The sequence below is a fragment of the Streptomyces sp. NBC_01224 genome (genome assembly GCF_036002945.1).
Classification (GTDB): domain Bacteria; phylum Actinomycetota; class Actinomycetes; order Streptomycetales; family Streptomycetaceae; genus Streptomyces.
The window spans coordinates 3,064,679-3,089,122 of the sequence record NZ_CP108529.1; the positions used below are offsets into that span (position 1 = coordinate 3,064,679).

The 24,444-nt window shown below is 71.3% G+C and carries 23 protein-coding genes and 1 pseudogene; 8 read left to right on the forward strand and 16 right to left on the reverse strand.

Annotation, left to right across the window (positions count from 1 at the left end; all coding sequences use genetic code 11):
• Window positions 1-46: 46 nt before the first annotated feature.
• The 7 genes from OG609_RS13065 to OG609_RS13095 all read right to left on the reverse strand — a co-directional run bounded on the left by OG609_RS13065 (window position 47) and on the right by OG609_RS13095 (window position 10,823).
• Window positions 47-1,438: an aKG-HExxH-type peptide beta-hydroxylase gene (locus OG609_RS13065; RefSeq protein ID WP_327272963.1), complete on the reverse strand. Its 1,392-nt coding sequence runs from the start codon at window positions 1,436-1,438 to the stop codon at window positions 47-49.
• On the reverse strand, window positions 1,435-2,679 hold the full coding sequence (locus tag OG609_RS13070; protein ID WP_385656132.1) for an FxsB family cyclophane-forming radical SAM/SPASM peptide maturase: 1,245 nt from the start codon (window positions 2,677-2,679) through the stop codon (window positions 1,435-1,437). Before OG609_RS13070 ends, OG609_RS13065 begins: the two co-directional genes overlap by 4 nt.
• Before the next feature lie 157 nt (window positions 2,680-2,836).
• Window positions 2,837-3,034 (reverse strand): FxSxx-COOH cyclophane-containing RiPP peptide, encoded by a 198-nt coding sequence (gene fxsA, locus OG609_RS13075; protein ID WP_327272965.1) that lies wholly within the window; start codon window positions 3,032-3,034, stop codon window positions 2,837-2,839.
• A 303-nt stretch (window positions 3,035-3,337) separates the two neighbouring features.
• A complete protein-coding gene (locus OG609_RS13080) occupies window positions 3,338-6,916 on the reverse strand; it encodes an SAV_2336 N-terminal domain-related protein (protein ID WP_327272966.1) in 3,579 nt (1,192 codons plus the stop codon).
• A 7-nt stretch (window positions 6,917-6,923) separates the two neighbouring features.
• Window positions 6,924-7,955: an AAA family ATPase gene (locus OG609_RS13085; RefSeq protein WP_327272967.1), complete on the reverse strand. Its 1,032-nt coding sequence runs from the start codon at window positions 7,953-7,955 to the stop codon at window positions 6,924-6,926.
• A 94-nt stretch (window positions 7,956-8,049) separates the two neighbouring features.
• Window positions 8,050-10,161, reverse strand: a complete 2,112-nt coding sequence (locus OG609_RS13090; RefSeq protein ID WP_327272968.1) for a VMAP-C domain-containing protein — start codon at window positions 10,159-10,161, stop codon at window positions 8,050-8,052.
• Entirely contained in the window at window positions 10,158-10,823 is a 666-nt protein-coding gene (locus tag OG609_RS13095; protein WP_327272969.1) for a CU044_2847 family protein, read from the reverse strand. Before OG609_RS13095 ends, OG609_RS13090 begins: the two co-directional genes overlap by 4 nt.
• 185 nt (window positions 10,824-11,008) lie before the next feature.
• Here OG609_RS13095 and OG609_RS13100 point away from each other — a divergent pair, with 185 nt between their 5' ends.
• Window positions 11,009-11,191, forward strand: a complete 183-nt coding sequence (locus OG609_RS13100; protein ID WP_014176503.1) for a DUF6104 family protein — start codon at window positions 11,009-11,011, stop codon at window positions 11,189-11,191.
• Here OG609_RS13100 and OG609_RS13105 read toward each other — a convergent pair.
• Window positions 11,192-11,729: pseudogene (locus OG609_RS13105) on the reverse strand (hypothetical protein); the annotation flags it as partial.
• Window positions 11,730-12,171: 442 nt separating this feature from the next.
• Here OG609_RS13105 and OG609_RS13110 point away from each other — a divergent pair.
• Together OG609_RS13110 and OG609_RS13115 are read left to right on the forward strand one after the other, a co-directional pair.
• Window positions 12,172-13,029, forward strand: coding sequence for a DUF4097 family beta strand repeat-containing protein (locus OG609_RS13110; RefSeq protein WP_327272970.1), 858 nt, complete (start codon window positions 12,172-12,174; stop codon window positions 13,027-13,029).
• A 1-nt stretch (window position 13,030) separates the two neighbouring features.
• Window positions 13,031-14,014 (forward strand): PadR family transcriptional regulator, encoded by a 984-nt coding sequence (locus OG609_RS13115; protein WP_327272971.1) that lies wholly within the window; start codon window positions 13,031-13,033, stop codon window positions 14,012-14,014.
• A gap of 27 nt (window positions 14,015-14,041) precedes the next feature.
• Here OG609_RS13115 and OG609_RS13120 read toward each other — a convergent pair whose 3' ends face one another.
• From OG609_RS13120 to OG609_RS13135, 4 genes are all read right to left on the reverse strand, one after another.
• Window positions 14,042-14,611, reverse strand: coding sequence for a Clp protease N-terminal domain-containing protein (locus OG609_RS13120; protein WP_327272972.1), 570 nt, complete (start codon window positions 14,609-14,611; stop codon window positions 14,042-14,044).
• Window positions 14,611-14,820, reverse strand: coding sequence for a sigma factor-like helix-turn-helix DNA-binding protein (locus OG609_RS13125; protein ID WP_093899545.1), 210 nt, complete (start codon window positions 14,818-14,820; stop codon window positions 14,611-14,613). The genes OG609_RS13120 and OG609_RS13125 overlap by 1 nt, the downstream gene beginning before the upstream one ends.
• 117 nt (window positions 14,821-14,937) lie before the next feature.
• Window positions 14,938-15,903 carry a zinc-binding dehydrogenase gene (locus OG609_RS13130; RefSeq protein ID WP_189273450.1) on the reverse strand — a complete coding sequence of 322 codons (966 nt, stop codon included), beginning with the start codon at window positions 15,901-15,903 and terminating at the stop codon, window positions 14,938-14,940.
• A 214-nt stretch (window positions 15,904-16,117) separates the two neighbouring features.
• Entirely contained in the window at window positions 16,118-17,329 is a 1,212-nt protein-coding gene (locus tag OG609_RS13135; RefSeq protein WP_327272973.1) for an NAD(P)-dependent malic enzyme, read from the reverse strand.
• Between the two features lie 519 nt (window positions 17,330-17,848).
• On the opposite strand from OG609_RS13135, the gene OG609_RS13140 reads away from it, so the two are divergent.
• The 3 genes from OG609_RS13140 to OG609_RS13150 are packed head-to-tail and all read left to right on the forward strand — an operon-like array spanning window position 17,849 to window position 20,535.
• Window positions 17,849-18,805, forward strand: a complete 957-nt coding sequence (locus OG609_RS13140; protein ID WP_327272974.1) for an ABC transporter substrate-binding protein — start codon at window positions 17,849-17,851, stop codon at window positions 18,803-18,805.
• 27 nt (window positions 18,806-18,832) lie between these two features.
• A complete protein-coding gene (locus OG609_RS13145; protein ID WP_327272975.1) occupies window positions 18,833-19,771 on the forward strand; it encodes an amino acid ABC transporter permease in 939 nt (312 codons plus the stop codon).
• Window positions 19,768-20,535: an amino acid ABC transporter ATP-binding protein gene (locus tag OG609_RS13150; RefSeq protein ID WP_327272976.1), complete on the forward strand. Its 768-nt coding sequence runs from the start codon at window positions 19,768-19,770 to the stop codon at window positions 20,533-20,535. Before OG609_RS13145 ends, OG609_RS13150 begins: the two co-directional genes overlap by 4 nt.
• A gap of 88 nt (window positions 20,536-20,623) precedes the next feature.
• Here OG609_RS13150 and OG609_RS13155 read toward each other — a convergent pair whose 3' ends face one another.
• The 3 genes from OG609_RS13155 to OG609_RS13165 all read right to left on the reverse strand — a co-directional run bounded on the left by OG609_RS13155 (window position 20,624) and on the right by OG609_RS13165 (window position 22,786).
• Window positions 20,624-21,391: a hypothetical protein gene (locus OG609_RS13155; protein WP_327272977.1), complete on the reverse strand. Its 768-nt coding sequence runs from the start codon at window positions 21,389-21,391 to the stop codon at window positions 20,624-20,626.
• The gene (locus tag OG609_RS13160; protein ID WP_327272978.1) at window positions 21,388-21,876 is read right to left on the reverse strand and encodes a SigE family RNA polymerase sigma factor; all 489 of its coding nucleotides are present in this window, start codon (window positions 21,874-21,876) and stop codon (window positions 21,388-21,390) included. Before OG609_RS13160 ends, OG609_RS13155 begins: the two co-directional genes overlap by 4 nt.
• A gap of 148 nt (window positions 21,877-22,024) precedes the next feature.
• On the reverse strand, window positions 22,025-22,786 hold the full coding sequence (locus tag OG609_RS13165) for a class I SAM-dependent methyltransferase (RefSeq protein ID WP_327272979.1): 762 nt from the start codon (window positions 22,784-22,786) through the stop codon (window positions 22,025-22,027).
• A gap of 90 nt (window positions 22,787-22,876) precedes the next feature.
• Here OG609_RS13165 and OG609_RS13170 point away from each other — a divergent pair, with 90 nt between their 5' ends.
• A complete protein-coding gene (locus tag OG609_RS13170; protein ID WP_327272980.1) occupies window positions 22,877-23,506 on the forward strand; it encodes a CGNR zinc finger domain-containing protein in 630 nt (209 codons plus the stop codon).
• Here OG609_RS13170 and sodX read toward each other — a convergent pair.
• Window positions 23,410-23,868 (reverse strand): nickel-type superoxide dismutase maturation protease, encoded by a 459-nt coding sequence (sodX, locus tag OG609_RS13175; protein ID WP_327278033.1) that lies wholly within the window; start codon window positions 23,866-23,868, stop codon window positions 23,410-23,412. The genes OG609_RS13170 and sodX overlap by 97 nt on opposite strands.
• 180 nt (window positions 23,869-24,048) lie before the next feature.
• On the opposite strand from sodX, the gene sodN reads away from it, so the two are divergent.
• On the forward strand, window positions 24,049-24,444 hold the full coding sequence (gene sodN / locus OG609_RS13180) for a superoxide dismutase, Ni (protein ID WP_093899557.1): 396 nt from the start codon (window positions 24,049-24,051) through the stop codon (window positions 24,442-24,444).

Consider the following 24,444-nt stretch of genomic DNA (forward strand, 5'->3'; position numbering starts at 1 on the left):
AACATACACCGGAGCATGGTCGCTCCGGCCGGTGTCACGGGGCCGCTCACTGCCTTCGCGAGCCGTTCCTCTGCTGCCATATCACCTTCGCGGTGGCCACGTACGCCTCCGCGCGCGCGAGATGACCCGTGGGAGGCGGACAATCGTCCAGACGGTGGTAGAGCGTGATCATCTCGTTGACCACCACCCGGCCTTCGCTGGTCAGCGCCGCCGATCCGGCCAGCACGGGCAGTACGGCCCCGACCTGTTCGCGGCAGCGGGCGTGCTCGGCCCAGGCCAGGTCGCGGTGGGTGACGCGTTGCGCGCCGAGCGCGAACCGCTGCCAGTAGTCGGCGAGTGCGATGTGCGAGTAGGCGCCCTGGAGGAGGCCGTCGAAGGGCCGTGGGTCGGAGCGCCAGGGGGCGAAGTGGCGTGGTGTCGCGTCCTCGTGGTGCAGCGGCACGAGGGCTCCGAGCGCGGCCAGTTTGGTGTGCTGGAGTTCGTGGACGAGCGTGGAGGCGAAGTAGGCGGGGGTGGCCGGCCTGCTGCTGAGGACGGCGCCGAACGCCTCGCGCCTGGTGCCGCTGCAGTGCGCCGCGCCCTCGCCCGTGGGCCCGGAGCCGGGTGGGGGGCCGAGCGGTATCAGGCAGCGCAACAGCACGGCCGTTTCGGTCAGGCGGTGCTCGCCGCCGATGCGGAGCAGGGGCTCCACTCCGGACCAGGACTCGGTCCAGGCCTTGCGTTCGTGGTCGTCGATATGGGTGGCGGCGCTGAGTCCGTGGTGCTGGAGTCCGCCACCCTCGATGCGGTACGGGTCGACGTCGTCCAGGGGTACGGGTCCGATACCGGGCAGCACGGCGGGCAGGGCGTGGACGGGCAGCCAGCGGGGGTCGGGCGAGCCGGTCGTCCCGTCCCGATGCGCGTGCACGGTGAGAGACGGCTCGCCGGTCGGCGGGCATAGCGTCGCCTCGCCGTCGGAGAAGTCGATGAACACCGGTCCGGGGGGCGTGCGCAGGGCCCCCAGGGTGGGCAGGGACAACAGCCCGTCGCGAGCGGTGAGCCGGGCGCTGAACGCGACCCGGCCGCGGATCGCCGCCGCGGCGGAGAGTGCGCTCAAGTGGTCGAGGTCTGCCGGGAGTCCGGTGCCGGAGGTGGCTCCGGTGAGGCCGCGCAGGCAGCGCTGCGCCCAGGGCCCGGCAAGAGGGTGGAACAGGACGGTGCGCACGGCGGCTCGGTCCGCGCGTTCGGCCTTCTCCAGCAGCGCCCAGTCCTGGCGCAGCCGGTCGAGCGCCCGGGGCGGACAGATGGTCGCGGGGGCGGCCTCGGCTGCGTCGAGCAGAGCGCGCAGAAGGAGGAGCCGGCGGGTGTCCTGGTCGCGAACGAGAAAGCGGAGGGTTTCGGCGTCGCCCTCGGTGCGGCCGAGTTGGCGCAGCATGTGGTTCGGGAGTGGGGGGCTCATCGGTGTGCTCCTGCGGTTGCGTCGTGCAGCCGGCCCGCGATGTGGCGCACCAGCCGTTCGAGATCGGCGCAGTAGACGGACGGGTTGGTGAAGCCGTTGTCTGCGCGGTAGCGGTGTGCGTAGTGGCCGCCGCCGCAGACGTTCAGCAGCGGGCAGGCGCGGCAGGCGGGGGCGAGCGCGTCGGCGCCTGCCTGGCGGGCAGCGACGCCGGGGTGGCGCAGGGCATCGTCGAAGGTGTGGCGGAAGATGTCGAGCCCGGTGGCGGCGGCCGTGTCGTAGGCGGACTTGAGGGAGTCCACCTGCTCGATCGTCCCGTCGGTCTCGACCACGATCGCGTTGACGGGGTCGAGACCGAGGGATTCGGTTGCGGCGGGCAGGCCCAACAGCAGGGCGATGCACTCCTCGAAGAGCCGCACTCGGGTCTCCCTGTGCCCGGTCGGCCACCAGCGGTCGAAGACGGTGGTGAGCCAGTCGCCGTACGGGGTCGGGCGGCCTGGTCCGGGCCCCGTGGGGGCCGCCCCCGAATCGGGCAGGCCCGGCGGGGGGTTCGTCCAGTTGCCGTGCGGCAGCAGCAGGTCCAGGGCCGGTGGGCGCAGGGTGAGCAGCGACTCGTACATCTCGACCGGGTCGGTCTGCGGGTCGACGACGGTGAGGATGCCCGCGTACGCGTCGGGGTGGCGGTCGGCGAGGATCCGGGCGCCGCGCGAGGCGGCGGGCCAGGAGGGTCGTCCCGCGTGGTCGGTGCGCCGGGTGTTGTGTGCGGCCAGACCGCCGTCGAGGCTGATGCCTATGCGTATGCCGTGCCGGGCGAGGGCGGCGATGCGGGCGTCGGTCAGCAGGGTGGCGTTGGTCTGCACGGTGGTGTGGACGGTGCAGTCCGCGGGCACCACGTCCCGTACCCGGTCGGCGAGGGCGGCCAGCCGGTCGACGCCCGCGAGGAGAGGTTCGCCACCGTGCAGGACGAGGGCGACGTTGCGCAGTCCGTGGGCCGCGGCGTGTTCGGCGATCCGGTCCGCGGTGCGCTCCAGGACGGCGGGCGCGGCGGCGGCCGGGCGGGCGCGCCAGGTGCGGTCGGGGCCCGCGTAGAGGTAGCAGTAGCGGCAGGCCAGATTGCACCGGCCGTGCACCTTGACGATGAACTGCCCGAAGGGGACCGGGAGTCGGCCCGCGGTACCGGTGTCCACGCGCCGGGGTGTGCGCGGCGTCGCCTGTCGAGACACTCCGGCACCCCCGTGCTGCATGTCTGCCGGGACGGCCCCCGTTGCCGGCCCGAGGCGATTATCCCAGGCCTGCCGTGCGGGCAAACCCGTCCCGGGCCTCGATGTCCTGTTCAACCGGGTCCCGGACCGAAACCCTGCGGCTCCGGCCCCGTCTCGCGGAGCTGCGAGGCACCCCGCCTCAGAAGGCGTTGTTGAATCCCCACAGCATCTCCCGCGGCTGCTCGGCCCGGCCGCACAGATCCGCGACCACCTCGCTGAGCACCGGGTGGTCCAGCGTCCGCAGCGCCTCCAGATCGAGTTCCAGCAGATCCGGCAGCGCATCCGGCCCGCCGGACGGCCCACCGACCGGTCCGCCGTTGCGTATCGACTCGCTCATCACGCCTCCCCCTACTGCGTACTGCCGCATCGGGCCTGTGGTGACTCGCTCGCCGTTGAGCGCATCCCGTTGAGCCCGCGTCCCTGACACACGTACATCTGCTCGCGTTGCGATGGCGCACGTACTGCCGGCTCCGGTATGAGTCGCACCGGTCACATCTGTACCGATGCCCCGCACAATCCGCCATACGCCTTCTTGAGCATGCCATCGACCGGCGTCGGTCGTGCGCCGGTCGTGCACAGCGCGCGCCGCCCACGGCGCATCACACCGGGGCCGCGCCGCCCAATCGCTCCCGCCCGGCACTCAGCGCTCCAGCTCGGCCAGCCGCTCGGCGGTCGCTTCGCCCGCCGCGCCGCCGCCGTCCGGCAGTTTGCGCCATTCCCGGCGGGCCGCCCGGTATGCCTCGCGTGCGGCCCGGGGACGTCCCGCCCTCTCGTATGTCATACCCCGCCAGTGGTTGGCCGTACCACCCAACTCGACCGCCTGCCGGACCTGTTGTGAACTCTCCAGCTCCGCTTCCGCCGTGCCGGCCGCGTCGGCCGCGCCCCGGAACGCCTCGGCCGCCTCGTCGAGCCGGGCCGGACGGTGCAGCACCTGGGAGGCGTCGAGGTGGGACAGGCCCAGTTCCAGCCAGCAGCGCGCCGCGGTCAGCGGGTCGGTCGCCTCCTGGGTCGCGAGCCCGAAGAGATGCTCGGCCTCCCGCAGATCGACCCGGTCCTCGGTGGCCCGGTGCCGCAGCATCAGCGCCCGCCCCAGCATCAGCAGCCGCTCGGCCTGACGCGCGCTGCCCGCCGCCGTCTCCGTACGGCAGTCGCGCAGCACCCGCACCGCGGCGCCGATGTGTGCGCGGCCGTCGGGCAGTTGGGCGCGGCGCAGCAGGGTGGCGCCCCATTCGGCGAGCAGATCGGCGTGAGCCTGCGAGTCGCGCGGGACGCCGCGCGCGGCGCGGGCGAACCAGTCGGCCGCGTCGACGAGTTCATCCGGGTTCCCGGTGTGTTCGTAACGGGCGACACGGACTCGGCCTGCCCGGGTATGGAGCAGGGCGCGCAGCCGCTGTTCCCGTACGGTCGCCAGGGCCTGCTCGATCAGGGTCGCCGCCTCGTCCGGCTCCTCGCCGGAGGCGAGCAGGGCGTCCACCAGATCCAGCAGGATGCGCACCTCGGTGCCCATGGTGTGCCGGCCGCCGCCCTGCTCGAACGCCGTGCGCAAGGAGCGCGCCGCCTGACCGGCGTACACCCGGGACTGTTCGGTGTCGACGGTGGCCCCTGCCAGTCTCAGCAGGGTCCGACCGTGCGCCAGCGGCAGGGCGGGGGGCCGGTTCTCCTGGTCGGGCCAGACGTCGGCGAACGCCTCCAGCATGCCGTACGCGGCCTGCAGCAGGGCGGTGTCGCCGTCGAGCCGCCACTGCGCCTCCAGGGCCCGGACCCGCTCCAGCGTGAGCCGGAGGGCCTCGGCGGGATCCAGGCCGGGGGCCGAGCAGGCGGCCGTGTACTCGCGGTCGGCGCGCCGCAGCAGCTCCAGTGCGCCGCGCCGGTCGCCGCGCCGCCGCCGGTCGTCGGCCGCGGCATGCAATACCTTCGCCAGTACGGCCCGTTCGCGTGCCGCCCCGGGGTGCGCGGCGGCCCGTTCGGCGGCGTACTCGGCCTCGCGGAGCAGCTCGGCGTCGCCCTGCACCTCCCACAGCCGCAGGACGCAGCGCGAGTACTCCGCCCACAGTTCGGGGTCGGCGCCCGGCTGCTCCTCGCGCTCCGTGGCCCCCCGCAGCAGCTGCACGGCATCGATCAGGTACTGCACCATGCTGTCCGATTCGAAGTGCCGCACGAGGACGCGGGCGCTCTCCACCGCCGCGTTCGGCATCTGGCCGGGGCTCCGGTAGCCGTCCCGGTCGGTCTGGATGACGAACTGCTCGGGCAGGGGCATGAAACGCTCCAGTACGCGGACCGCGACCTCGGCGAAGGGATGGGGGACGCGCGACCCGCCGCTTGCGCCGCTCTCCCCGTTCTCGTCACCCTCCTCGATCTCCCCGTCGGGCGCGCTGTTCTCCCTGGTGTCCGTGGTCCGGGTGGACCGCGACGGTCCGTCCCTGCCCTCTCCGAGCTGGGCGAAGGCGAGGGCAGGGAAGTTCGGCCCGCCCTTCCCGAATCGCTGCTCGATGTACTGCGAGCAGTGCTTGAGTACGAGCAGCGCCTCGTCCCGGCCCAGCGGACCGAGCAGCGCTTCCCGGACTCCGGGCGCGAACTCGTACCACTGGCCGCCGTCGTCACCGCCGTCCTCGGCCTTGCTCCGCGTCAGCAGTCCGCTCAGCAGCACCTCGGCGAGTTCGGAGGGCCCGGAGTGGGGCAGCATCGTGCGCTGCACCAGCTGCATCACGGGCAGATACAGCGGGGCCGCCGCGAGATAGACGGCCAGCTGTCCGGCGACCGGAGAGGCCGCGGAGCGGAAGCGGCTGACCAGTTGGAGTGAGGACAGCCCGTCGCCGGGGCGCTGCGCGGCCGCCGCGGGCTGATCGGCCCGCACCCAGCCGACGGCTCCGGAGATCCGCCCCGCACCGGTGCCGGAGAGCAGCCTCGCCCAGGCCGCCAACGCGCCTTCCACCGGCGGGAGTACGGGAATCGCGAGGGCGCCCGGGTGCACGGCGGGCCCCGTTCCGGCGTGCTCCGTGACCTTCAGCACGGCGGCGCCGCCGGGCCCGTCACCCCGGGACAGCGAACCGTAGGTGACCGGCAGCCTGGTGCGGTTCCACATCCGCTGCGGCAGGGGCTGGAGCACGGCGGCCGGGGCCTGTCCGGCCAGCTGGTGCAGCAGCCGGTGAGCCCGGCCGCTGTGCCAGAGCGGACCGGCGCAGTCGCTGACGAGGACGGTGACACGACGGCCGGTCGGATCGCTCAGCCGGTCCGCGGAGTTCAGCGGTGCGGCGGCCGGATCGGGGCTGCGGCTCACTGCGGCCGCACCGTCGGGCCCCTGATGCAGATAGCGCACCTGGACATCCCGGAAGGCACCCAACTGCCCGAATATATCCTGCAGTTCGCCGAACATCCGGTCCCACACCAGCATCGAGGACGAGGCGTCCATAACGCACTGCAGCAGCGCCTCGCCCCGGGAAGCACCGCGGAACACCGGCATGATCATCCCACCGGCGCGGGCGCTGAGCTCCGCGGTCGCCGTCTCGTCGAGCGTGCGGCGCAGCGGGGGCGCGGCCGGGCGGTAGCGCTGCAACGGGCGCAGGGCTCGCTGGAGTTCGAGCGGCGCCGGGAGGGCGGGGGCGGCGGGTACGCCGACGGTGAGCGCTCTCGCCCGGCCGTTCCGGGCGGCGCTCCGTCCGCGCCCGGCCGGGCCGTCCGGGCGGGGGCCGCCGGGTGGCGCGGTGCGGGGTACGGGATAGAGGGCGATCCGCCGGTCGGTGTCGCCGAGGCCCCGCTGTTCCGCGGGCTCGTCGTCGTCCGGGGCGAGGTCCGGGGCTTCGTCCCGTCCGGTCACCTGCGGGGACGGCCGCCCGTCCGGGCGGCCCGCCTGGGCGGGGGCAGCGGACAGCAGCGGCGCGGCCGCGTCGTCCTCGTCGTCCGGCGCGTCGGGGTGGCGGGTCCAGCGGGCCAGCCAGAGGGCGTCGCAGAGCTGCTCGGCGTCGGGGTCGAGCCCGGCTTCGCGTAACCGGGCGACGAATGCGGGCAGCAGGCCTCCGCCGTACGGCTCGGAGTCCGGCTGCGGCTGTTGCTGCGGCGCGCGACCGGGCTCCGGCACCGGCCCGACAGCTTCCGGAGCTTCGGGCTCGGTGTCCATTGCCTCACCCGGGACGTGAGCGTCGTAAGGCTCCACGATGTCATCCCGCCCGCCGCCGGGGCCGCGTCCCTCATCCGGTCCGTGCCGCGCCTCGCCGTCGGCCATCAGCGCATCACCTCGGCCGGTCGAGTCGCTGAATGAGCAGGTCGGCGAGGCGGTCCCGGCCGGCCGGGGCGGCGGCATCGGTGAGATAGATCGCGTTCAACAGCTGGTCGGTGGCGAGGAGTTCACTGCGGGAGCGCTCCAGGAAGTGGGCGATGAGATCGTCCCCGGACCGCGCCGCCTCGTCGCCCAGGTGGGCGCGTACGAAGGTCGCGAGCCGCTGGTGGTCGGGGCGTCCGAGCTCCAGGTGGATGCAGCGGCGCATCAGGGGCGCGGGGAAATCCCGCTCGCCGTTGCTGGTGAGCACCACGAACGGGAAGGACCGGCATTGCACCCTGCCGCCCCTCACCTTCACCTTGTTGCCGTCGTCGTCGAGGACCTCCGCCTCGCCGTCGGGCAGCCGGTCGGCGATCCGCTCCAGCTCGGGGATGGCGAACTCGCCCTCCTCCAGCACATTGAGCAGGTCGTTCGGCAGATCGATGTCGCTCTTGTCGAGCTCGTCGATGAGCAGTACGCGCGGCCGGTCCGAGGGCAGCAGCGCGGTGCCGAGCGGCCCGAGCCGGATGTAGCTGCCGACGCTCTGTGCCGATTCGGCGCCGGGCGCCCCGGCCGCCGCACTGTGCGCGGCGATCTGTACATCCTGGAGCCGGGCGATCGCGTCGTAGTGGTAGAGGCCGTCCTGGAGCGTCGAGCGGCTGACGATGGGCCAGCGCAGGACCCGGCCGAGCCCGAGCTCATGGGCGACGGAGTGGGCCAGCGTGCTCTTTCCGGCGCCGGGGCTGCCGGTGACCAGCAGCGGACGCCGCAGATAGAGCGCGGCGTTGATCATTTCGAGCTCTTCGGCACCCGGCCGGTGGAGTTCGGCGATGTGCCGGTAGCCGCCGAGGCGGCGGTCGGCGGATCCGTCCCCGTCCGGCTCGTCGGGGTCCGGGGCGCCGCGGCCCGCGAAGTCCCGCCAGGGCGGCGGGGGCGGCAGCTGCTCGATGCCCTCGTGCGGTTCGCCGGCCCCTCGGTAGATGAGCCACTCGCTGGGTTCACTCATAACGCGTTCCTCGTCGTCACTCGTCCGCCAGGGGCAGCAGTCGAACGTGCATCACGGTAGCGATCCGGCGTACACGCCGTAAGGGCCCGGCCGTTCACGGCGCCTCAAGGAACTGCCCGGAGCCGGGCAGTGGATGGTGTGGATCTTCGTAGAACAGGGCGACACCGTCCGACCAGTACGTCTCCGCACGGCCCGCATACACCCCCTGCCTCAGCTCATGGACTTTTTTCGGGAGTTGAACGGCGGCGCGGGCCTCGGCGACCGTATCGGCGGCGCGCCGGTGGAATTCCGTGCAGACCGCGGCCTGCTCGGCCGCCCGGCGCCGCCACAGGGCCACCCCGAAACCCCCGTCGATCACCCGTCCGAGACCGGCCGCGGTCTCCGGGTGGGCCCGTTCACCGTAGCGGCAGAGCACCGGGACGGTCTCGTACGCCAGTTGGCGCAGCTCCTCCACCACGGGCACGGGTACCCGCATTCCGTCCTCGCAGTCGACGACGGCGGCCCGCATCGCGGCGGTCATGATCCGGTTCCAGCGCGCCTCGCGCTCGTCGATCCCGTCATCGGCCGGAAGCGGGCGGTGGTCCAGGCGCCGGATGACCACGGGGCGCAGCACTCCGAGCGGCCGCCCGTCGGGCGGCACCCGCCATCCGTCGACCTCCAGGTCCATGAGGGCCTGGTCCACCGCGACCTGGAGCACGGCGGGGTCGTCGGGTTCGTCGCACCGTCGGAACGCCTCCGCCAGCGGGCCCGCGAGCCGGGCCGGGAGGGCCTTTGATGCGGTGCCCCGGCTGTCCTCGGCGACGGGCAGGACGTCCCCGCCGTGCTGGGCGACGCCGATCCGCCAGTCGTAGCGGTCTCGTTCCCAGCCGCGCGGCTCCAGCGCCAGCAGGACGAACGGGGCGCTGCGCGTCCTGGCGGCTTCGAGCGTCGGCGCCGGGGTTCGCAGGTGTTCGAGGCCCGGGGCGTGCCGGCCGTTGTGCCGGAGCCCGGCAAGCTCATGACGGAACTTGCGGGAGAGCCGGTCCTCGGCCATCCGCTTCACCCATTCCCACAGGGATGCCTCGGCGAGCTGGGTGGACGGCAGGACGTAAGGGCGTTCGGCGGAGATGGCGCTCATGCAGTAGCGCAGGATCAGTTCCAGTGCGCCGTCGCCGCCAGGAGCGTCGTACAGCGTCCCCAGTCCGTCGCGCCAGCCGCGCGGGGCCGCGTGGTGCTCGGCCGGGTGGGTGTCCGGCAGCCGGTCCAGGAGGTCGAGGAGGCTGCGGGTGCTGAGCGGGGGCGGGAGTTCGGCGAGCCGGCCGAGCAGGTCGACGCGTTGCTGGGGGCTGAGGGCGAGCCCTGCTCCGGCACCCAGTTCGCGCTGGAGATCGGCCCAGGTCCGATCGGTGCCGACCGGGCTGGTGTGCCGGTCGGCGTGGTAGCGGTCGTGGGCGTGGAACACCGCCTGGTAGGGGTCGTCGGACTCGGCGGCGACCGCCCCGGGGGGCACGGGCAGTGTGCGCAGCCGCTCGACGCCGATCGAGGTCCCGCCGGTCGTGCCGTCGGAGCGTGACTTGAGTACGCCGACGACCTCGCCGCGGGCCAGGTCCACCACGGGTCCGCCGGACAGGCCCGGGTACATCCGGTCGCCGTCGAGCCGCATCTGTTCGTCGTCCTCGGCCCAGTCACCGAAGGTGCCCATCACCTGGCACCGCCCGCTGAACCGGGTCAGCTGCCCCGATCCGCCGTCGGTCCAGCCCGTGTAGAGGACCGAGCCGCCGCCGAACATGCCCGCCGGACGCTCGGTGACGTACACACAGGGGTGCTCGACGGGCCGCAGGAGCCGGATGAGCGCGAGGTCGGGGGCGGGCCAGCCGCCCGACGGCGCCGGAACCCGTGCGCCGCCGGGCCCGGCCGTGGCGTGACGGCCCTCGGGCAGGGCGGCGACCACGGTGCCCTGGACCGCGGTCTCGGCGCTGCCCGGGTCCGGCTTGAAGACCACGTTCACGTGACGCCCCTCCCCCTCCATCGCCACGTGCGCGCACGTGAGGACCCAGCTCGGGGCGATGAAGAAGCCGCTCCCAAGGAAGCCTCTGTCGGATCCGTCAGGGGCATACCCGGGCTCCGGGCGATGGATGCGTACGGTCGCCGCCATCACGAGGCCCGCCAGCGCACGGTACGTACTCTCCGAGCCGCCCCCTGCGCCCCTGCCCGGCGGCTGGGTCATGACCGGCTTCCGGCGTCCGGCCCGGGCCCGTCCGGATGCGCCGGTGCGCCGGTGGATGCCCCGGCGTCCGGATTCCCCGCGGATGCGCCGGGGACCGCCGCCGGTGGTGCCGTGGGCGCGGGCGGATGCCCGGGCGGCGAGGAGGGCGGGGGCGGCATGGGCGGGGTGGCCTGCGTGGCCGGGGGCGCGGCTGCCTGCGGCGGCGTCTGCCCCGCCGCAGGCGCCGCGGAATGCCCAGCCGCCGTCGGCGCGGTCTGCCCCGCCCCACGCGCCCCCGTCTGCGCCGGGAGAGTCGGATCGGCGGGCGGACCGCCACCGCTCCACGTCAGCGTGACTTTGATGCCGCCCTTGGCCTCGCCGTCCGCGAGCAGGCCGACGACCTTGCCCGCCTTCGCGGTGAGCTCGATGCCGAATTCGACGCTGACCTCGTCGGGCCGCACCGCCCGCAACGGCTCGGCGAGCGAACGCGCAACGCTGGTCACGACGGCCTGAAGGCTCTCGACCCGGGCCTGCACCTGCTCGGCGAAGTCCCCGTAGCCGATGTCCGTGAACGCCGGCCCCCGGGCGGGCTTCGTCAGCTCCTCCGCCCCGGAGATCCGCGCCCAGACCGGTGTGCCGTCCGGCATCTCGATACGCGTGATACGAGCCCCGCCGTCACCCATGAAACCCCCCGTTCCCCCAACTACCCGCAGGTTAACGGCAGTACGCCGCCGATGCGAGAGACATGGGCCATGACGCCGGGGCGCGACGGGCCGGTTCTCGACGGGCTCGCACGGCTGCCGCGGACCGCGCCCGAGGACGTGATCCCGGCCTTCGCGGGGCTGTCACCAGGCATTAGGCTTGCCGCATGTACTTCACCGACCGCGGTATCGAGGAACTGGAGAAGCGGCGAGGCGAGGAAGAGATCACTTTCGAGTGGCTCGCCGAGCAGCTGCGTACGTTCGTCGATCTCAATCCCGATTTCGAGGTGCCGGTCGAGCGCCTCGCCACCTGGCTGGCCCGTCTCGACGACGAGGACGAGGACGAGTAGTCAGGCCGGCCCGACGCCATCGGCCCTGTCGGCCCTGAACCGGTCGTAGGCGAGTCCGAGCGCTCCGTGCGTCATCAGCAGCGCCCCCGCCAAGACCCAGCCGCCACTGCGGCGGCTCATCCCCCAGAGGGTGATCGGCAGCACGGCCGCCACCTGGGCGCCGCCCAGTACGCGGGCTCCGCGGCCGCGCGGCCCCGGAGCCGAGGCGGCTGCTCCCGACCGCGTCGAGTTCGACCTTCACCGCCTCGCGCCGGCCGGTCCAGGCGATCGGTTCCGCTTCGGGCCGGTGGTCGGCCGCCGCCTACAGGCGGTCACCGGGCGTGTCCGGGTCCGGACCGGACGGGAGGGCCAGGCCGATGCGGCTGAGGACGGCGAGCAGCCCGCGCAGCCGGATGCGGGCATCGGCGTCCGGGTCCGGGCGGGTCAGCCCTTCGAGCGCCTGGACATCCAGTACGGGGTCCAGGCCCAGCCGCTCGGCGAACGTACGCATGGCCTCGTCCTCACCGACCGGTGTGCCGTCCGCGAGCCGGACTCGACCTTCTCCCCCTCGTGAGTGCGGGGGATTCTCTCCCTGGCGTCCCTGCGAGCGGATCGCCTTGGGTCGGATTCCTGGTTCCTTCCCACCCGCGGGTGGGCCTTGCGCACTGTGCCGGGACGGTCCGCGGTCTTACGTGTGCTCCGCCGGCGTGTACTCACACCGTTACCGGCGCGAGGCCCCCGCCTCGGGGGTGGGTGGTACCGCCTGGCGGGCGGCGCGGATGCGCCGCCCCTCGGATCCGATGTTCCGGCCCGCATTGTGGTCCCGGTCACGCTGGGCTCCACACGCGGAGCACGTCCGATTCGCACCACCGGGCCGAAGCCCGACGCACTGCGTATAAGCCCGGTAGCCGACCCCTTGACTTCCCCGATCCGCGATATATCGTGTTCTGCAAGAGACGCGATATGTTGCGTCATTCCACGCTCCCCGGGAGGTCAGATCCATGCCTGTGTCGACATGGGCCATCGCCGAGCCCCAGAAGCTGACCTTCGACGACCCCGTGACGTCGCTCAATGTGCGCATCGTCGGGGGCACGGTCAATGTCGTCGGCACCGAGGAGCCGACCGCCCGGCTGGAGATCTCCGCGATCGAGGGCCCGCCGCTGATCGTGACCCAGGAGGACGGCGCCCTCACGGTCGCGTACGAGGGCCTGCCGTGGAACGACTTCCTCAAGTGGTTCGACCGCAAGGGCTGGCACCGCAGCGCGGTCGTCTCGCTCGCCGTGCCGGCCGGGTCGGCGGTGAAGGTGGGCGTGGTCGGCGCCGGAGCCGTCGTATCAGGAATCCGTGGGCGCACGGACGTACGGGGCGTCAGCGGCGACACCACGCTCGTCGGGCTCGCAGGTCCGGTCCGGGCCGAGACGGTCTCCGGAAGCGTGGAGGCCCAGTCGGTCACCGGCGATCTGCGCTTCCAGACGGTCTCGGGCGATCTGACGGTCGTCGAGGGTGCCGGGGCCTCGGTCCGGGCGGAGTCGGTCAGCGGCAACATGGTGCTGGACCTGGACCCGACCGGGAAGCCCACGGACATCCAGCTGGCCACGGTCTCCGGCGAGGTCGCCATCCGGCTGCCGCACCCGGCGGACGCGACGGTCGAGGCGAACACCGCGAGCGGCGCCGTCTCCAACGGCTTCGAGGATCTGCGGGTCAGCGGCCAGTGGGGGGCGAAGAAGATCACCGGCACGCTCGGAGCCGGGACCGGGAAGCTGAGGGCGACGACCGTCTCGGGATCGATCGCCCTGCTGCGCCGCCCACCGGCCGCCGACGATCCCTACGATGCCGAGCCGACCGGAAAGGTGCTCTGACATGCCTCCCGTATTCGCCCACGGCCGCCTCCGCCTCTATCTGCTGAAGCTGCTCGACGAGGCCCCTCGCCATGGCTACGAGGTGATCCGACTCCTGGAAGAGCGCTTCCAGGGGTTGTACGCGCCCTCGGCGGGCACGGTCTATCCGCGCCTCGCCAAGCTGGAGGCCGAGGGTCTCGTCACCCATGCCACCGAGGGCGGCCGCAAGGTCTACTCGATCACCGAAGCGGGCCGCGCCGAACTGGCCGGCCGCACGGGCGAACTCGCCGATCTGGAACTGGAGATCAGGGAATCCGTCTCCGAACTCGCCGCCGAGATCCGGGACGATGTACGCGGCGCCGCCGGCAAGCTGCGCAGCGAGATGCGGGCTGCGGCGCACGAGACCAGGCACACCTCCACCGGCCCCACCGGCCGCAAGGGCGACTGGGAGTCCGCCTTCGGCGACCTCGGCGACTTCGGCGACAAGGAGACATGGCGCGCCGCGAAAGAGGAGCTGCGCAAGGCCAAGCAGGAGTGGAAGGAGCAGGCCCGCCGGGCGAAGGACGAGTCCCGCCGCGCCCGTGAGGACGCCCAGCAGGCCCGCCGCCAGGCCAAGGAGGCCCAGGACAGGGCGCGCGAGCAGATGCAGAACGCCGCCCGCCAGGTCCAGGAGCACTTCACGCGGGGCGACTGGCCCTCGGGCGTACGGGAGGGACTGGCCGAGATCACCGGTCAGCTGGGCAGCTTCGCGAGGACGGGCAGCTGGCCCCCGTACATCAAGCCGGAGCCCGCCGACGCCGACCCCGAGTGGGGCAAGGACGCCGCAGGGACCGGCGACCCGGTCCGCGATCTGGACCGCCTGCTCGACCGCTTCCGCGACGACATCCGCGACGCGGCCCGGGACCGGGGCGTCACGGAGGAGCAACTGACGGAGGCCCGCCGCCACCTGTCGACGGCGGCGGCCCACATCGGGGCGCTGCTGCGGAAGGACGACGCGGGGAGCTGACGCGGGCCGGGGGCGGAGTCCCGGTCCTCACACCCCGGACGGGCCGAGACCGCCCCTGCCTCCGTCCCCGTACAACGCTCGGTTCACCGCCTCGTACGTCGCGCCATGTGCGGCTAGCACATCGGCGACCACGCCGGGGCGGGCGGTGAGCGCCAGAAGGAGGTGCTCGTCGCCGATGAAACGGTCTCCGCGTCCCACCGCGATCCGCAGCGTCCTCGTCAGGACGTCCTTCGACCCGCGGGTGAACGGGCGACGCCCCGCCCCGCGCCGCCGGGCCCTGTCCAGCGCGCCCTCCCCGTGGGCCTCCTCGACACGGGCGACGATCTCGGCGACGTCGATGCCGATTCCGGCGAGTGCGTCCGTATCGGCCCGGGTCAGCCCGCCACGGCGGCGCGCGGTGACCAGATCGGCCTCGACCGCCGGGCGACGGTCGGCGAGGCCCAGCGAGGTGATGGCGAAGGAGGCCCGGCCGCTCCGCCCGTCCAGCAGGGCGAGCAGCAGATGTTCCTCGGTGACCGCTTCGGCGTCGGTCCGTTCGGCGTGGGTCACGGCGCCGGTCACGGTCGCCCGGGCGCTCTTGGTGAATCGTTCGAACATCAATGCCTCCCGTACTTCTTGTGCACGGCCTGTCGGCTGACACCCAGCTCGGCCGCGATCTCCTGCCACGACCAGCCCTTCACGCGGGCGCTTCTGACTTGCACGGCTTCGAGTTGCTCCAGCAGCCGTCGCAGTGCGGCGACCGCCCGCAGCCCCACCCGGGGGTCGTGGTCACCGGCGCGCGCGGCGAGATCCGTTGCTTCGGTCATGACGTCAACTTACGTTGACGCAACACCCATGTCAACCGTGGTTGACATGGGTGTTGCGGAGACCCCTCGGCGTCCGCATTCGCATGGCGCAGCTGAGAACAGCTCACCCCGAACACCTCAAGAGCAGGTGAGCACAATCTTGCCGAACTGGTCGCCCGCGGCCAGCCGTTCGAATCCCTCGCGGGCCCGGTCCAGCGGCAGCACCTCGTCGATGACGGGCCGCACGCCGGTCGTCGCGCAGAACGCCAGCAGATCCTCCAGCTCGTCCTTGGAACCCATGGTCGAGCCGACGACCTTCAGCTCCAGGAAGAAGATCCGGGTCAGCTCGGCGTGCGAGGGCCGGTCGCCGCTGGTCGCGCCGGAGATGACGAGCGTGCCGCCGGGGCGCAGCGACTTCACCGAGTGGGACCAGGTGGCGGCGCCGACCGTTTCGATGACCGCGTCGACGCGCTGCGGCAGCCGCGCGCCCGGTTCGTACGCCTCGATCGCACCGAGTTCGACGGCGCGCTTGCGCTTGGCCTCGTCGCGACTGGTGGCGTAGATCCGCAGCCCGGCCGCCCGGCCGAGCACGATCGCGGCGGTGGCGACGCCGCCCCCCGCGCCCTGGACGAGGACCGAATCGCCGGGGCGTACCCCGGCGTTGGTGAAGAGCATCCGGTACGCGGTGAGCCAGGCGGTCGGCAGACAGGCGGCCTGCTCGAAGGTGAGCTCCTTCGGCTTGGGCAGCACATTCCAGCTGGGGACGGTGACCTGCTCCGCGAAGGTGCCCTGATAGCGCTCGGTGAGGATGGAACGGGGTTCCTTCGGGCCGACGCCGTGCCCGGTCTGCCCGATGACGGAGTGCAGGACGACCTCGTTGCCGTCCTCGTCGATCCCTGCGGCGTCGCAGCCGAGAATCATCGGCAGCTTGTCCTCGGCGAGACCGACGCCGCGCAGGGACCAGAGATCGTGATGGTTGAGGGAAGCGGCCCGGACGCTGACGGTCGTCCAGCCCGGACGCGCCTCAGGGGCGGGGCGTTCGCCCAGCTCAAGGCCGTTGAGGGGGTGGTCGCGGTCGATGCGGGATGCGTAGGCGGCGAACATGGCCTTGACGATAGGCCGGGGCGCGGGCCGACGTAACCAGCCACGGGTGTGACGCGCACCGCGCAGGGGGCGGGGCAGAATCAGCCCCGCCCAGGTGTGAGGGGGCGGGGGTCCGGGGGCGGAGCCCCCGGTTACAGGAAGAGGCGGGGTGGGGACAAGCCCGCCGCAGGCGCACCCCGCACCCGGGAACCCGTACCCCGCCCCGCCCCAAACCTCAGCGCCGAGCCACGCCCTCCGCCCGCGCCGCCGCGGCCACAGCGGCCGTGACCGCCGGAGCCACCCGCTCGTCGAACGGCGACGGAATCACGTAGTCCGCCGCGAGCTCGTCGCCCACGACATCAGCCAGCGCATTCGCCGCGGCGATCTTCATGCCCTCGGTGATCCGGGAGGCCCGGACCTGAAGGGCACCAGCGAAGATGCCGGGGAAGGCCAGCACGTTGTTGATCTGGTTCGGGTAGTCGGAACGCCCGGTCGCCACGACGGCCGCGTACTTGTGCGCGATGTCGGGGTGGACCTCGGGGTTCGGATTCGCCATGGCGAAGACGAACGCACCCGGTGCCATCGAGGCGACGGCCGCCTCGGGCACCGTACCGCCGGAAACCCCGATGAAGACGTCCGCGCCGGCCAGCGCGCTCTCCAGCGGGCCGGAGATCCCGGCCCGGTTCGTGAGCTCGGCCAGCTCGCGCTTGACGTCCGTCAGGTCCTCGCGGTCCCGGCTGACAATGCCCTTGCGGTCGGCCACGGCGACATCGCCGAGCCCCGCCTCCAGCAGGAACTTGGCGATGGCAACCCCGGCCGCACCGGCGCCGGAGATGACACCGCGCAGCTCGCCGAGGCTCCGGCCGGACAGCTTCGCGGCGTTGCGCAGGGCCGCGAGCGTCACGACGGCGGTGCCGTGCTGGTCGTCATGGAAGACCGGGATGTCGAGCCGCTCCTGCAGCTTGCGCTCGATCTCGAAGCAGCGCGGCGCCGAGATGTCCTCCAGGTTCACGCCGCCGAAGGACGGCGCGAGCCGGACGACCGTCTCGACGATCTCGTCCGCGTCGGTGGTCGCGAGCGCGATCGGGACCGCGTCGACGCCGCCGAACTGCTTGAACAGGATCGCCTTGCCCTCCATCACGGGGAGGGACGCCTCGGGGCCGATGTCGCCGAGGCCGAGCACCGCGGTGCCGTCCGTCACGACGGCGACGACCTGCGATTTCCAGGTGTAGTCGTGGACCAGCTCGGGATTCTCGGCGATGGCGCTGCACACTTTGGCGACGCCGGGCGTGTACGCGAGGGACAGGTCGTCCTTGTCACGGACGGGAACGGTGGCCTGCACGGCCATCTTGCCGCCGCGGTGGAGCGCGAAGGCCGGATCGAACGGCTCTTCGGTGGCACTGTCGGTGGTGCTGTCGCTGCGAGGATTGACGATCTCCGCTGCCATGGTGTTGACCCCTTAAGTCTTCAACGTTTGAGGGTGGCCACTCCTGATTGAGGAGGGGTGGGCGGGCACCGCGTACGTTCCCTGCGCCCGGCGGTTGGCCCGCCCCGGCAGGGGGAGATACATACGCGCGGGCGCGCCGCACACGCGCCCTGAGCCCCGGATGAGGGGTGTAAAGGTCTTTCTTACCGGACGGACCACGTCACGGACGAGTCCATACCGACGCGGTGATGTGACTCATAGTCGAATATCTGGACAAGTCAGCCAATTGGCGAAATGACGCTCACCAGTCGAGACGCACCGAAAATCCTCCGGCATGGAGAAGAAAACCCCATAGATGGTCCGGCCTTGATGTACCGGCCCCTTGAGGTTCGGGGATCGCCCGTTACCCGATTTTGACATGACTGGCCCCCTGTTTGGGCAAATCCGAATGGCAAGATGCCGTAATCGCACAGGGCGGCGACATCCGACATCGCGTGTCATACCGCCTGCACCACCCTCATCTGCCGGAGGAACCCGATCATGACCGCAAGCACCACACGTCGTACGGCCGCGAAGTCCCGGATTGCAGCCGTCGGCGCCATCGCGGTCGCCGGCACCATGCTGCTGACCGCCTGCGGCGACCAGACGAACTCGGACACCCCGAAGAAGGAGGGCGGCAGCGAGAACAGCGCACCGCTCTTCGCCAAGCTGCCGGCGGACATCCAGAAGGCCGGCGTCATCAAGGTCGGCACTGACGCCACATACGCCCCGATGGAGATCAAGCAGGGCGAGAAGATCGTCGGTGTCGACCCCGACATCGCCGCGGCCCTGGGCAAGCAGCTCGGTGTGAGGTTCGAGTTCACCTCCGGCACCTTCGACACCCTGCTCGGTGCACTGCCCACCGGCCGCTACGACATGGTCATGTCCTCCATGAGCGACACCAAGGCCCGCCAGGAAGGTCTGGACAGCAAGGGCAAGAAGACCGGTACGGGTGTCGACTTCGTCGACTACTTCACCGCCAGCACCGGCATCCTGGTGAAGAAGGGCAACCCGGAAGGCATCAAGTCCGTCGACGACCTGTGCGGCAAGAAGCTCGCCGTCCAGCGCGGTACGACGTACGAGACCGCCGCCAAGAACCTGTCGGCCAAGTGCGCGACGGACGGCAGGGCGAAGATCTCCATCGAGGCGTTCTCGACCGACGCCGAGGCCCAGACCCGGGTCAAGTCGGGCGGCGCCGTCGCCGACCTGAACGACTCCCCGGTCGCCGCGTACATCGCCAAGTCGGCGGGCGGCGGCAACGACTTCGAGGCCATCGCCAACAAGGGGGACGCCGGCCCGTTCGGTATCGCGGTCGACAAGAAGAACACGCAGCTGCGTGACGCGCTCCGGGCCGCCGTGGACGCGATCATTACCGACGGCACCTACAAGGCCGCTCTCGACAAGTGGGGCGCCGGTGACGGTGCGGTCACCAAAGCAGTCGTCAACGGCGGCTCCTGACCCGCGCACCGCTGAAGGGCAGTCGTTGTGAACAACAAGATCAAGAAGATTCCGTCCGGGGTGATACCCGCGCCGGACAGGGTCCCGCCCCAGGCCATCAAGGCCATCCCGGTACGCCACTACGGGCGCTGGGTCAGCGCCGTAGTCGTGCTCGCGTTGCTCGTCGGGCTTGCGTACGCCTTCTCGCAGGGCGACGTGCGCTGGGCGACCGTGCCGGACAAGCTCTTCGACGCCAGCATTTTGACCGGCCTCCGGAACACGGTCTACATCAGCGTGGCCTCCATGGCCCTGGGCCTGGTGCTCGGCGTGCTGTTCGCCGTGATGCGCTTGTCCAAGAACCCGGTGACCAGCGCGATCGCCTGGCTGTACATCTGGTTCTTCCGGGGCACTCCGGTCTATGTGCAGCTGCTCATATGGTTCAACCTCGCCCTGATCTTCCCGATCCTCGACATCGGGTTCTACCGGGACGAGATGACCGATGTCATGACTCCGTTCCTGGCCGCCCTGCTGGGCCTCGGCCTCAATGAGGGCGCGTACATGGCGGAGATCGTCCGGGCCGGCATCCAGTCGGTGGACGAGGGCCAGACCGAGGCATCCCACGCGCTGGGCATGACCCAGGCGAAGACCATGCGGCGTGTGGTGCTGCCGCAGTCGATGCGGGTGATCATCCCGCCGACGGGCAACGAGTTCATCAACATGCTCAAGACGTCGTCGCTGGTCGTCGCCGTCCAGTACCAGGATCTGCTGCGCAGCGCCCAGGACATCGCGGCCACCTCGTTCGCGGTGATGGAGATGCTGTTCGTCGCCTCGATCTGGTACCTGGCCCTGACGAGTGTGTTCAGCGTCGGCCAGTACTACCTGGAGCGCCGCTACGCCCGAGGGTCGCTGCGAGCCCTGCCGCCCACTCCGCTGCAGCGCCTGCGAGCCAACCTGAACCTGTTCCGTCGTTCGGAGGTGGCCCGATGACCACGCACCCGATGGTGAAGGCCCAGGACGTCCACAAGTCCTTCGGTGCCGCGCACATCCTCAAGGGCATCGACCTGGAGGTCGCCCCGCGCGAGGTCTTCTGTCTGATCGGCCCGTCCGGTTCCGGCAAGTCGACCTTCCTGCGGTGCATCAACCACCTGGAACAGATCAACGCCGGCCGACTGTACGTCGACGGCGAGCTGGTGGGCTACCGCCAGAAGGGCGACAAGCTCTACGAACTCAAGGACAGCGAAGTCGCTCTGAAGCGCCGGGACATCGGCATGGTCTTCCAGCGCTTCAACCTCTTCCCTCATATGACGGCGATCGAGAACGTCATGGAGGCCCCGGTCCAGGTCAAGGGCGAGGCGAAAGCAGTGGCCAGGGCCCGGGCGGAGCGGCTGCTGGACCGGGTGGGCCTGGCCGACAAGGCCAAGAACTACCCCTCCCAGCTCTCCGGCGGCCAGCAGCAGCGGGTGGCCATCGCCCGCGCCCTGGCCATGGAGCCGAAGCTGATGCTCTTCGACGAGCCGACGTCGGCGCTCGACCCGGAGCTGGTGGGCGATGTCCTGGACGTCATGCGCGATCTCGCGGAGGACGGCATGACGATGATCGTCGTGACCCATGAGATGGGCTTCGCCCGTGAGGTCGGCGATGCGCTGGTCTTCATGGACGACGGCGTGGTGGTCGAGTCGGGCCACCCGCGCGACGTACTGACCAACCCGCAGCACGACCGGACGAAGTCGTTCCTGTCGAAGGTGCTCTAACAACGCAGAAGGAGGGCGGTACGGACCGATCCGGGTCCGCACCGCCCTCTTCTCCGTGCCCCTGCCCCTGCCCTCTGCTTTCTGTTCTCTACTTCTTCGGCATCAGTTCCGGGCTGAGCATCAGGGTCCGCATCTGGACGCGGGTGAGCGGCGGGGTCTTGAGGAGCGGGCCCTGCGCCTGCGCGCTCTTGAGACCGGTGCTGCTGCGGACGGCCAGCAGTCCGCCGTCCTTCAGGGTGAGCCGGCCGACGAGCTCGGGCCCCCACAGGGGTGTGCCCCCGTACTTCATCGGGTCGCTCCAGGTGGTCAGCACCCGCCCGTCCGGGAGCTCCTCGCGTACGCAGTCCGCCGGACGATGCTCCCCACGGTTCGGCTTGCACAGATCCGCGGCCGGGTCGAGTCCGCCGAACTTCTTCGCGACGGACTCCGCGGCCATCATGCTGACGGTGAGATAGCCGACGCCGCCGTCCCTGCGGACGGCGTACTGCCCATCCAGCGGCCCCACCGGGTTTTCCTTGGCCTGCTCGGGGGTGGCGTTCTTGATGATGACCGCCAGCGAGACCTGTTCGACGCTCCCCACGTCCTTGGGCAGCAGATTGACCAACTGCTTGGCCCTGTCGGTGTTTTCCGCGAGCCCGGCCGGGGCGGCGACCGACGACTCCTTCGGTTTCGTCCCCGAGGCGAGACCCGGTACCGCGACCACTCCGGCGGCAACCACGGCGAGTGCGGCCGCCGATACGGTGACCCGGCGCCGCAGTCGCACCCGGGCGGCTCCGGCGTACACCGCCTGGGTGGAGATGACCGGCTGTCCCGCGTCCGCGGCAACCCGCCCCAACAGCTCATGCACGTCGTTCATACGAATTCCTCTGCCATCTCGGCGCGCAGCGCCGCCAACCCCCGAGCCGCGTGGCTCTTGACCGTGTTCTCCCGCATCCCGAGCAGTTCGGCCGTGGCCTCGACGCTCAGGTCCTCCCAGTAGCGCAGCACCAGTACGGCTCGCTGCTTGGCCGTGAGCCGGGCGAGGGCCGCCCGCACCGCGAGGCCGGTGTCCGTGTCGGGCGCATGGCCCTCACGGTCGGGCAGTTCGCCGTACGACTGTTCGCGCCGCCAGAACCGGCGGCGGGCCGCGATGTAGGTGTTGACCAGGGTCTTGCGTGCGTACGCCTCGATGTTGTCGAGCCGCCCGTGCCTCCGTCCGCCGAGCACCACTTTGACCAGCGTCGCCTGGACCAGGTCCTCGGCCTCGTGCCGGTCGCCGCACAGCAGGTACGCGCTGCGGAACAGCGCGGTACGTCTGCCCTCGACGAAGGCGTGCAGCGCGGCATCGTCATCGATCCGCATCGTCAGCGCCCCTCTCCGGGCCCGCGGGTGCGGACCGTCTCACCCTTCCAGTGCGGCGGGACGCACAGCGGGTTGCAGCAGAGGACAGGAAAATAAAAGAGGCGGTACGGGCCGCTGCCCGTACCGCCCCTTCCTGCGCATGCTGCCGCTACTTCACGGCCAGCACCAGACTGTCCGACGGGGATGCCCAGACGGCCCGCGCCTCACCGAACCCCGCCTCGCGCAGGGTGTCGGAGTGCCACCGCACGGACGGCATGTCGCCGTCCGCGTGCTCGCCGTAGATCTCGTACCGCTCCGCGGTCGGCCCGGCAAGGACCGGGTCCTTGGCGGCGAGGTCCCACCAGTCCGCCCAGTCCAGAGCACCCTCGGCCTTGGCACGGTCCATGGTCGCGTGGCGATGGGCGCGTTCGGCCGCGTTGATACGGGGGGTCCCGGTGTCGATCATGTGGTCGGCGTTCATGAACACCCCGCCGTCCCTGACGAGCCCGCCGATCCGCCGGTAGAGCGCGGTGAGCGGTTCGGTGTGCAGCCAGTGCAGGGCGGTGGCGGTGAGGACGGCGTCGTACGAGTCGTACGGCAACTCCCCTGCCCAGTCCGGGTCCTTGAGGTCGGCGGTGACGAAGCTGACGCGCTCGTCGCCGTCGAAGTGGCCGCGGGCGATGGCGAGGAGCGCCGGGTCGAGGTCGACGCCCGTGCTGGTGGCCTCGGGGAACCGCTTGAGCAGCCGGTCCGTAATACTTCCCGTACCGCATGCGAGGTCGAGCACTCTCGGCCGGGGCCCCACAATGGCCTCGACCATGTCCAGCATCACCCGGAACCGTTCCTCGCGGTCGGGCATGTACCACTCCTGCTGCCGGTCCCAGCTCGCCTGCCAGGCCGCCCAGTCAGTACCTGTCGTTGTCTCCGCCACGAGGAACCTCCCATGTAATACCCTGGAACAGCAAAAGCCCATTACATCGTTCGCTGCACCGACTTTAGACCGACGCCGTAAGGACTACAAGTGGAACTGGCCTATTACTCGGACTATGCCGTGCGTCTGGTCAACACCGAGGAGCCGGCCCGCAACAAGGACTCCCTCACCTCCGTCGAGGCGGTCCGCGAGCTGTTCGGCGCCAACGGACAGGCGGCCCGGCGGGCGACCGATGCGGATGTGACCCGCTTCCGGTCCGTACGGGCACGGCTGCGCGCGGTCTTCGAAGCGGCCGACGGCGGTGACGAGACACTCGCCGTCGACCTGCTCAACTCACTGCTGCTGGAGTTCCCGGTCAGCCCGCAGATCTCCGGACACGATCTCCGCGACGAGGACGGCAAGCCGGACTGGCACATGCACCTGGCCGACCACCCGTCGAACGCGACGGCCGGGTACGCCGCCATCGCGGCGATGGGCCTCGCCTTCCATCTCACCTCGTACGGTGCGGACCGGCTCGGCCTGTGCGAGGCGGCGCCGTGCCGCAACGCCTACCTCGACACCTCGACCAACCGCTCCCGCCGCTACTGCTCGGACCGCTGCGCGACCCGCGCCAACGTCGCCGCCTACCGGGCCCGCAAGCGCCTGGAGACGGAACGGGCCGCCGACACCGGCCGCAGCGCGGAGACCGCCCAGGTCACCACACCCCACAGCGACCGCTGATCCTTCTTCAGTGGCCGGTAGCGCGCCCGGACCCTGGCCAGCACGAGCTCCTCGGGCACCGTCCCGTAATCCGTGCTGTCACCGCCCGCGAAGGTGTTGTCGGCCAGCACCCACCAGCCGCCCCGGCGGCGCTCGGCGGCCCGCTTGACGATCAGCAGATCCTGCTGGAACGGATGGCGCAGGATCACCACGTCCCCGGGGCGCACCGTCGCCCCGTACTGCACGAGCAGCCAGTCCCCGTGATGGAGCGTGGGCACCATCGACGGCCCCGTCACCTCCACCACCTGGAACGGCACGCGCGCAGCCAGCCCTCGCCCTGGCTGCTCCTGCGTCAGCTCAGGCAACTCCGGCACCTCCCGCATCTCTCCGGCACCTCCCCGGTCCGTCCAGTACACCGTCCCGTACAGCGTTCCGTACATTCGGCCACTGGGCCCATCCTCACCCTGGACTTTTGGCCTAAGCCCATGGGGGCACCCACTGAATCCCGTCTCTCACGGAGTAATGTCCCACCTGAGAAGACGATCACGAGGAAGGACAGCTCAATGCTTTCCCGCCTGTTTGCCCCCAAGGTGAAGGTCAGCGCCCACTGCGACCTGCCCTGCGGCGTGTACGACCCGGCCCAGGCCCGCATCGAGGCGGAGTCCGTCAAGGCCGTCCAGGAGAAGTACCAGGCCAACGAGGACCCGCACTTCCGGGCCCGCGCGGTGGTCATCAAGGAGCAGCGCGCCGAGCTCGCGAAGCACCACGTCTCGGTGCTGTGGAGCGACTACTTCAAGCCCCCGCACTTCGAGAAGTACCCGGAGCTGCACCAGCTGGTCAACGACGCCCTGAAGGCGCTGTCGGCCGCGAAGGCCTCCACGGACCCGGCGACGGGCCAGAAGGCGCTGGACTACATCGCCCAGATCGACAAGATCTTCTGGGAGACCAAGAAGGCCTGA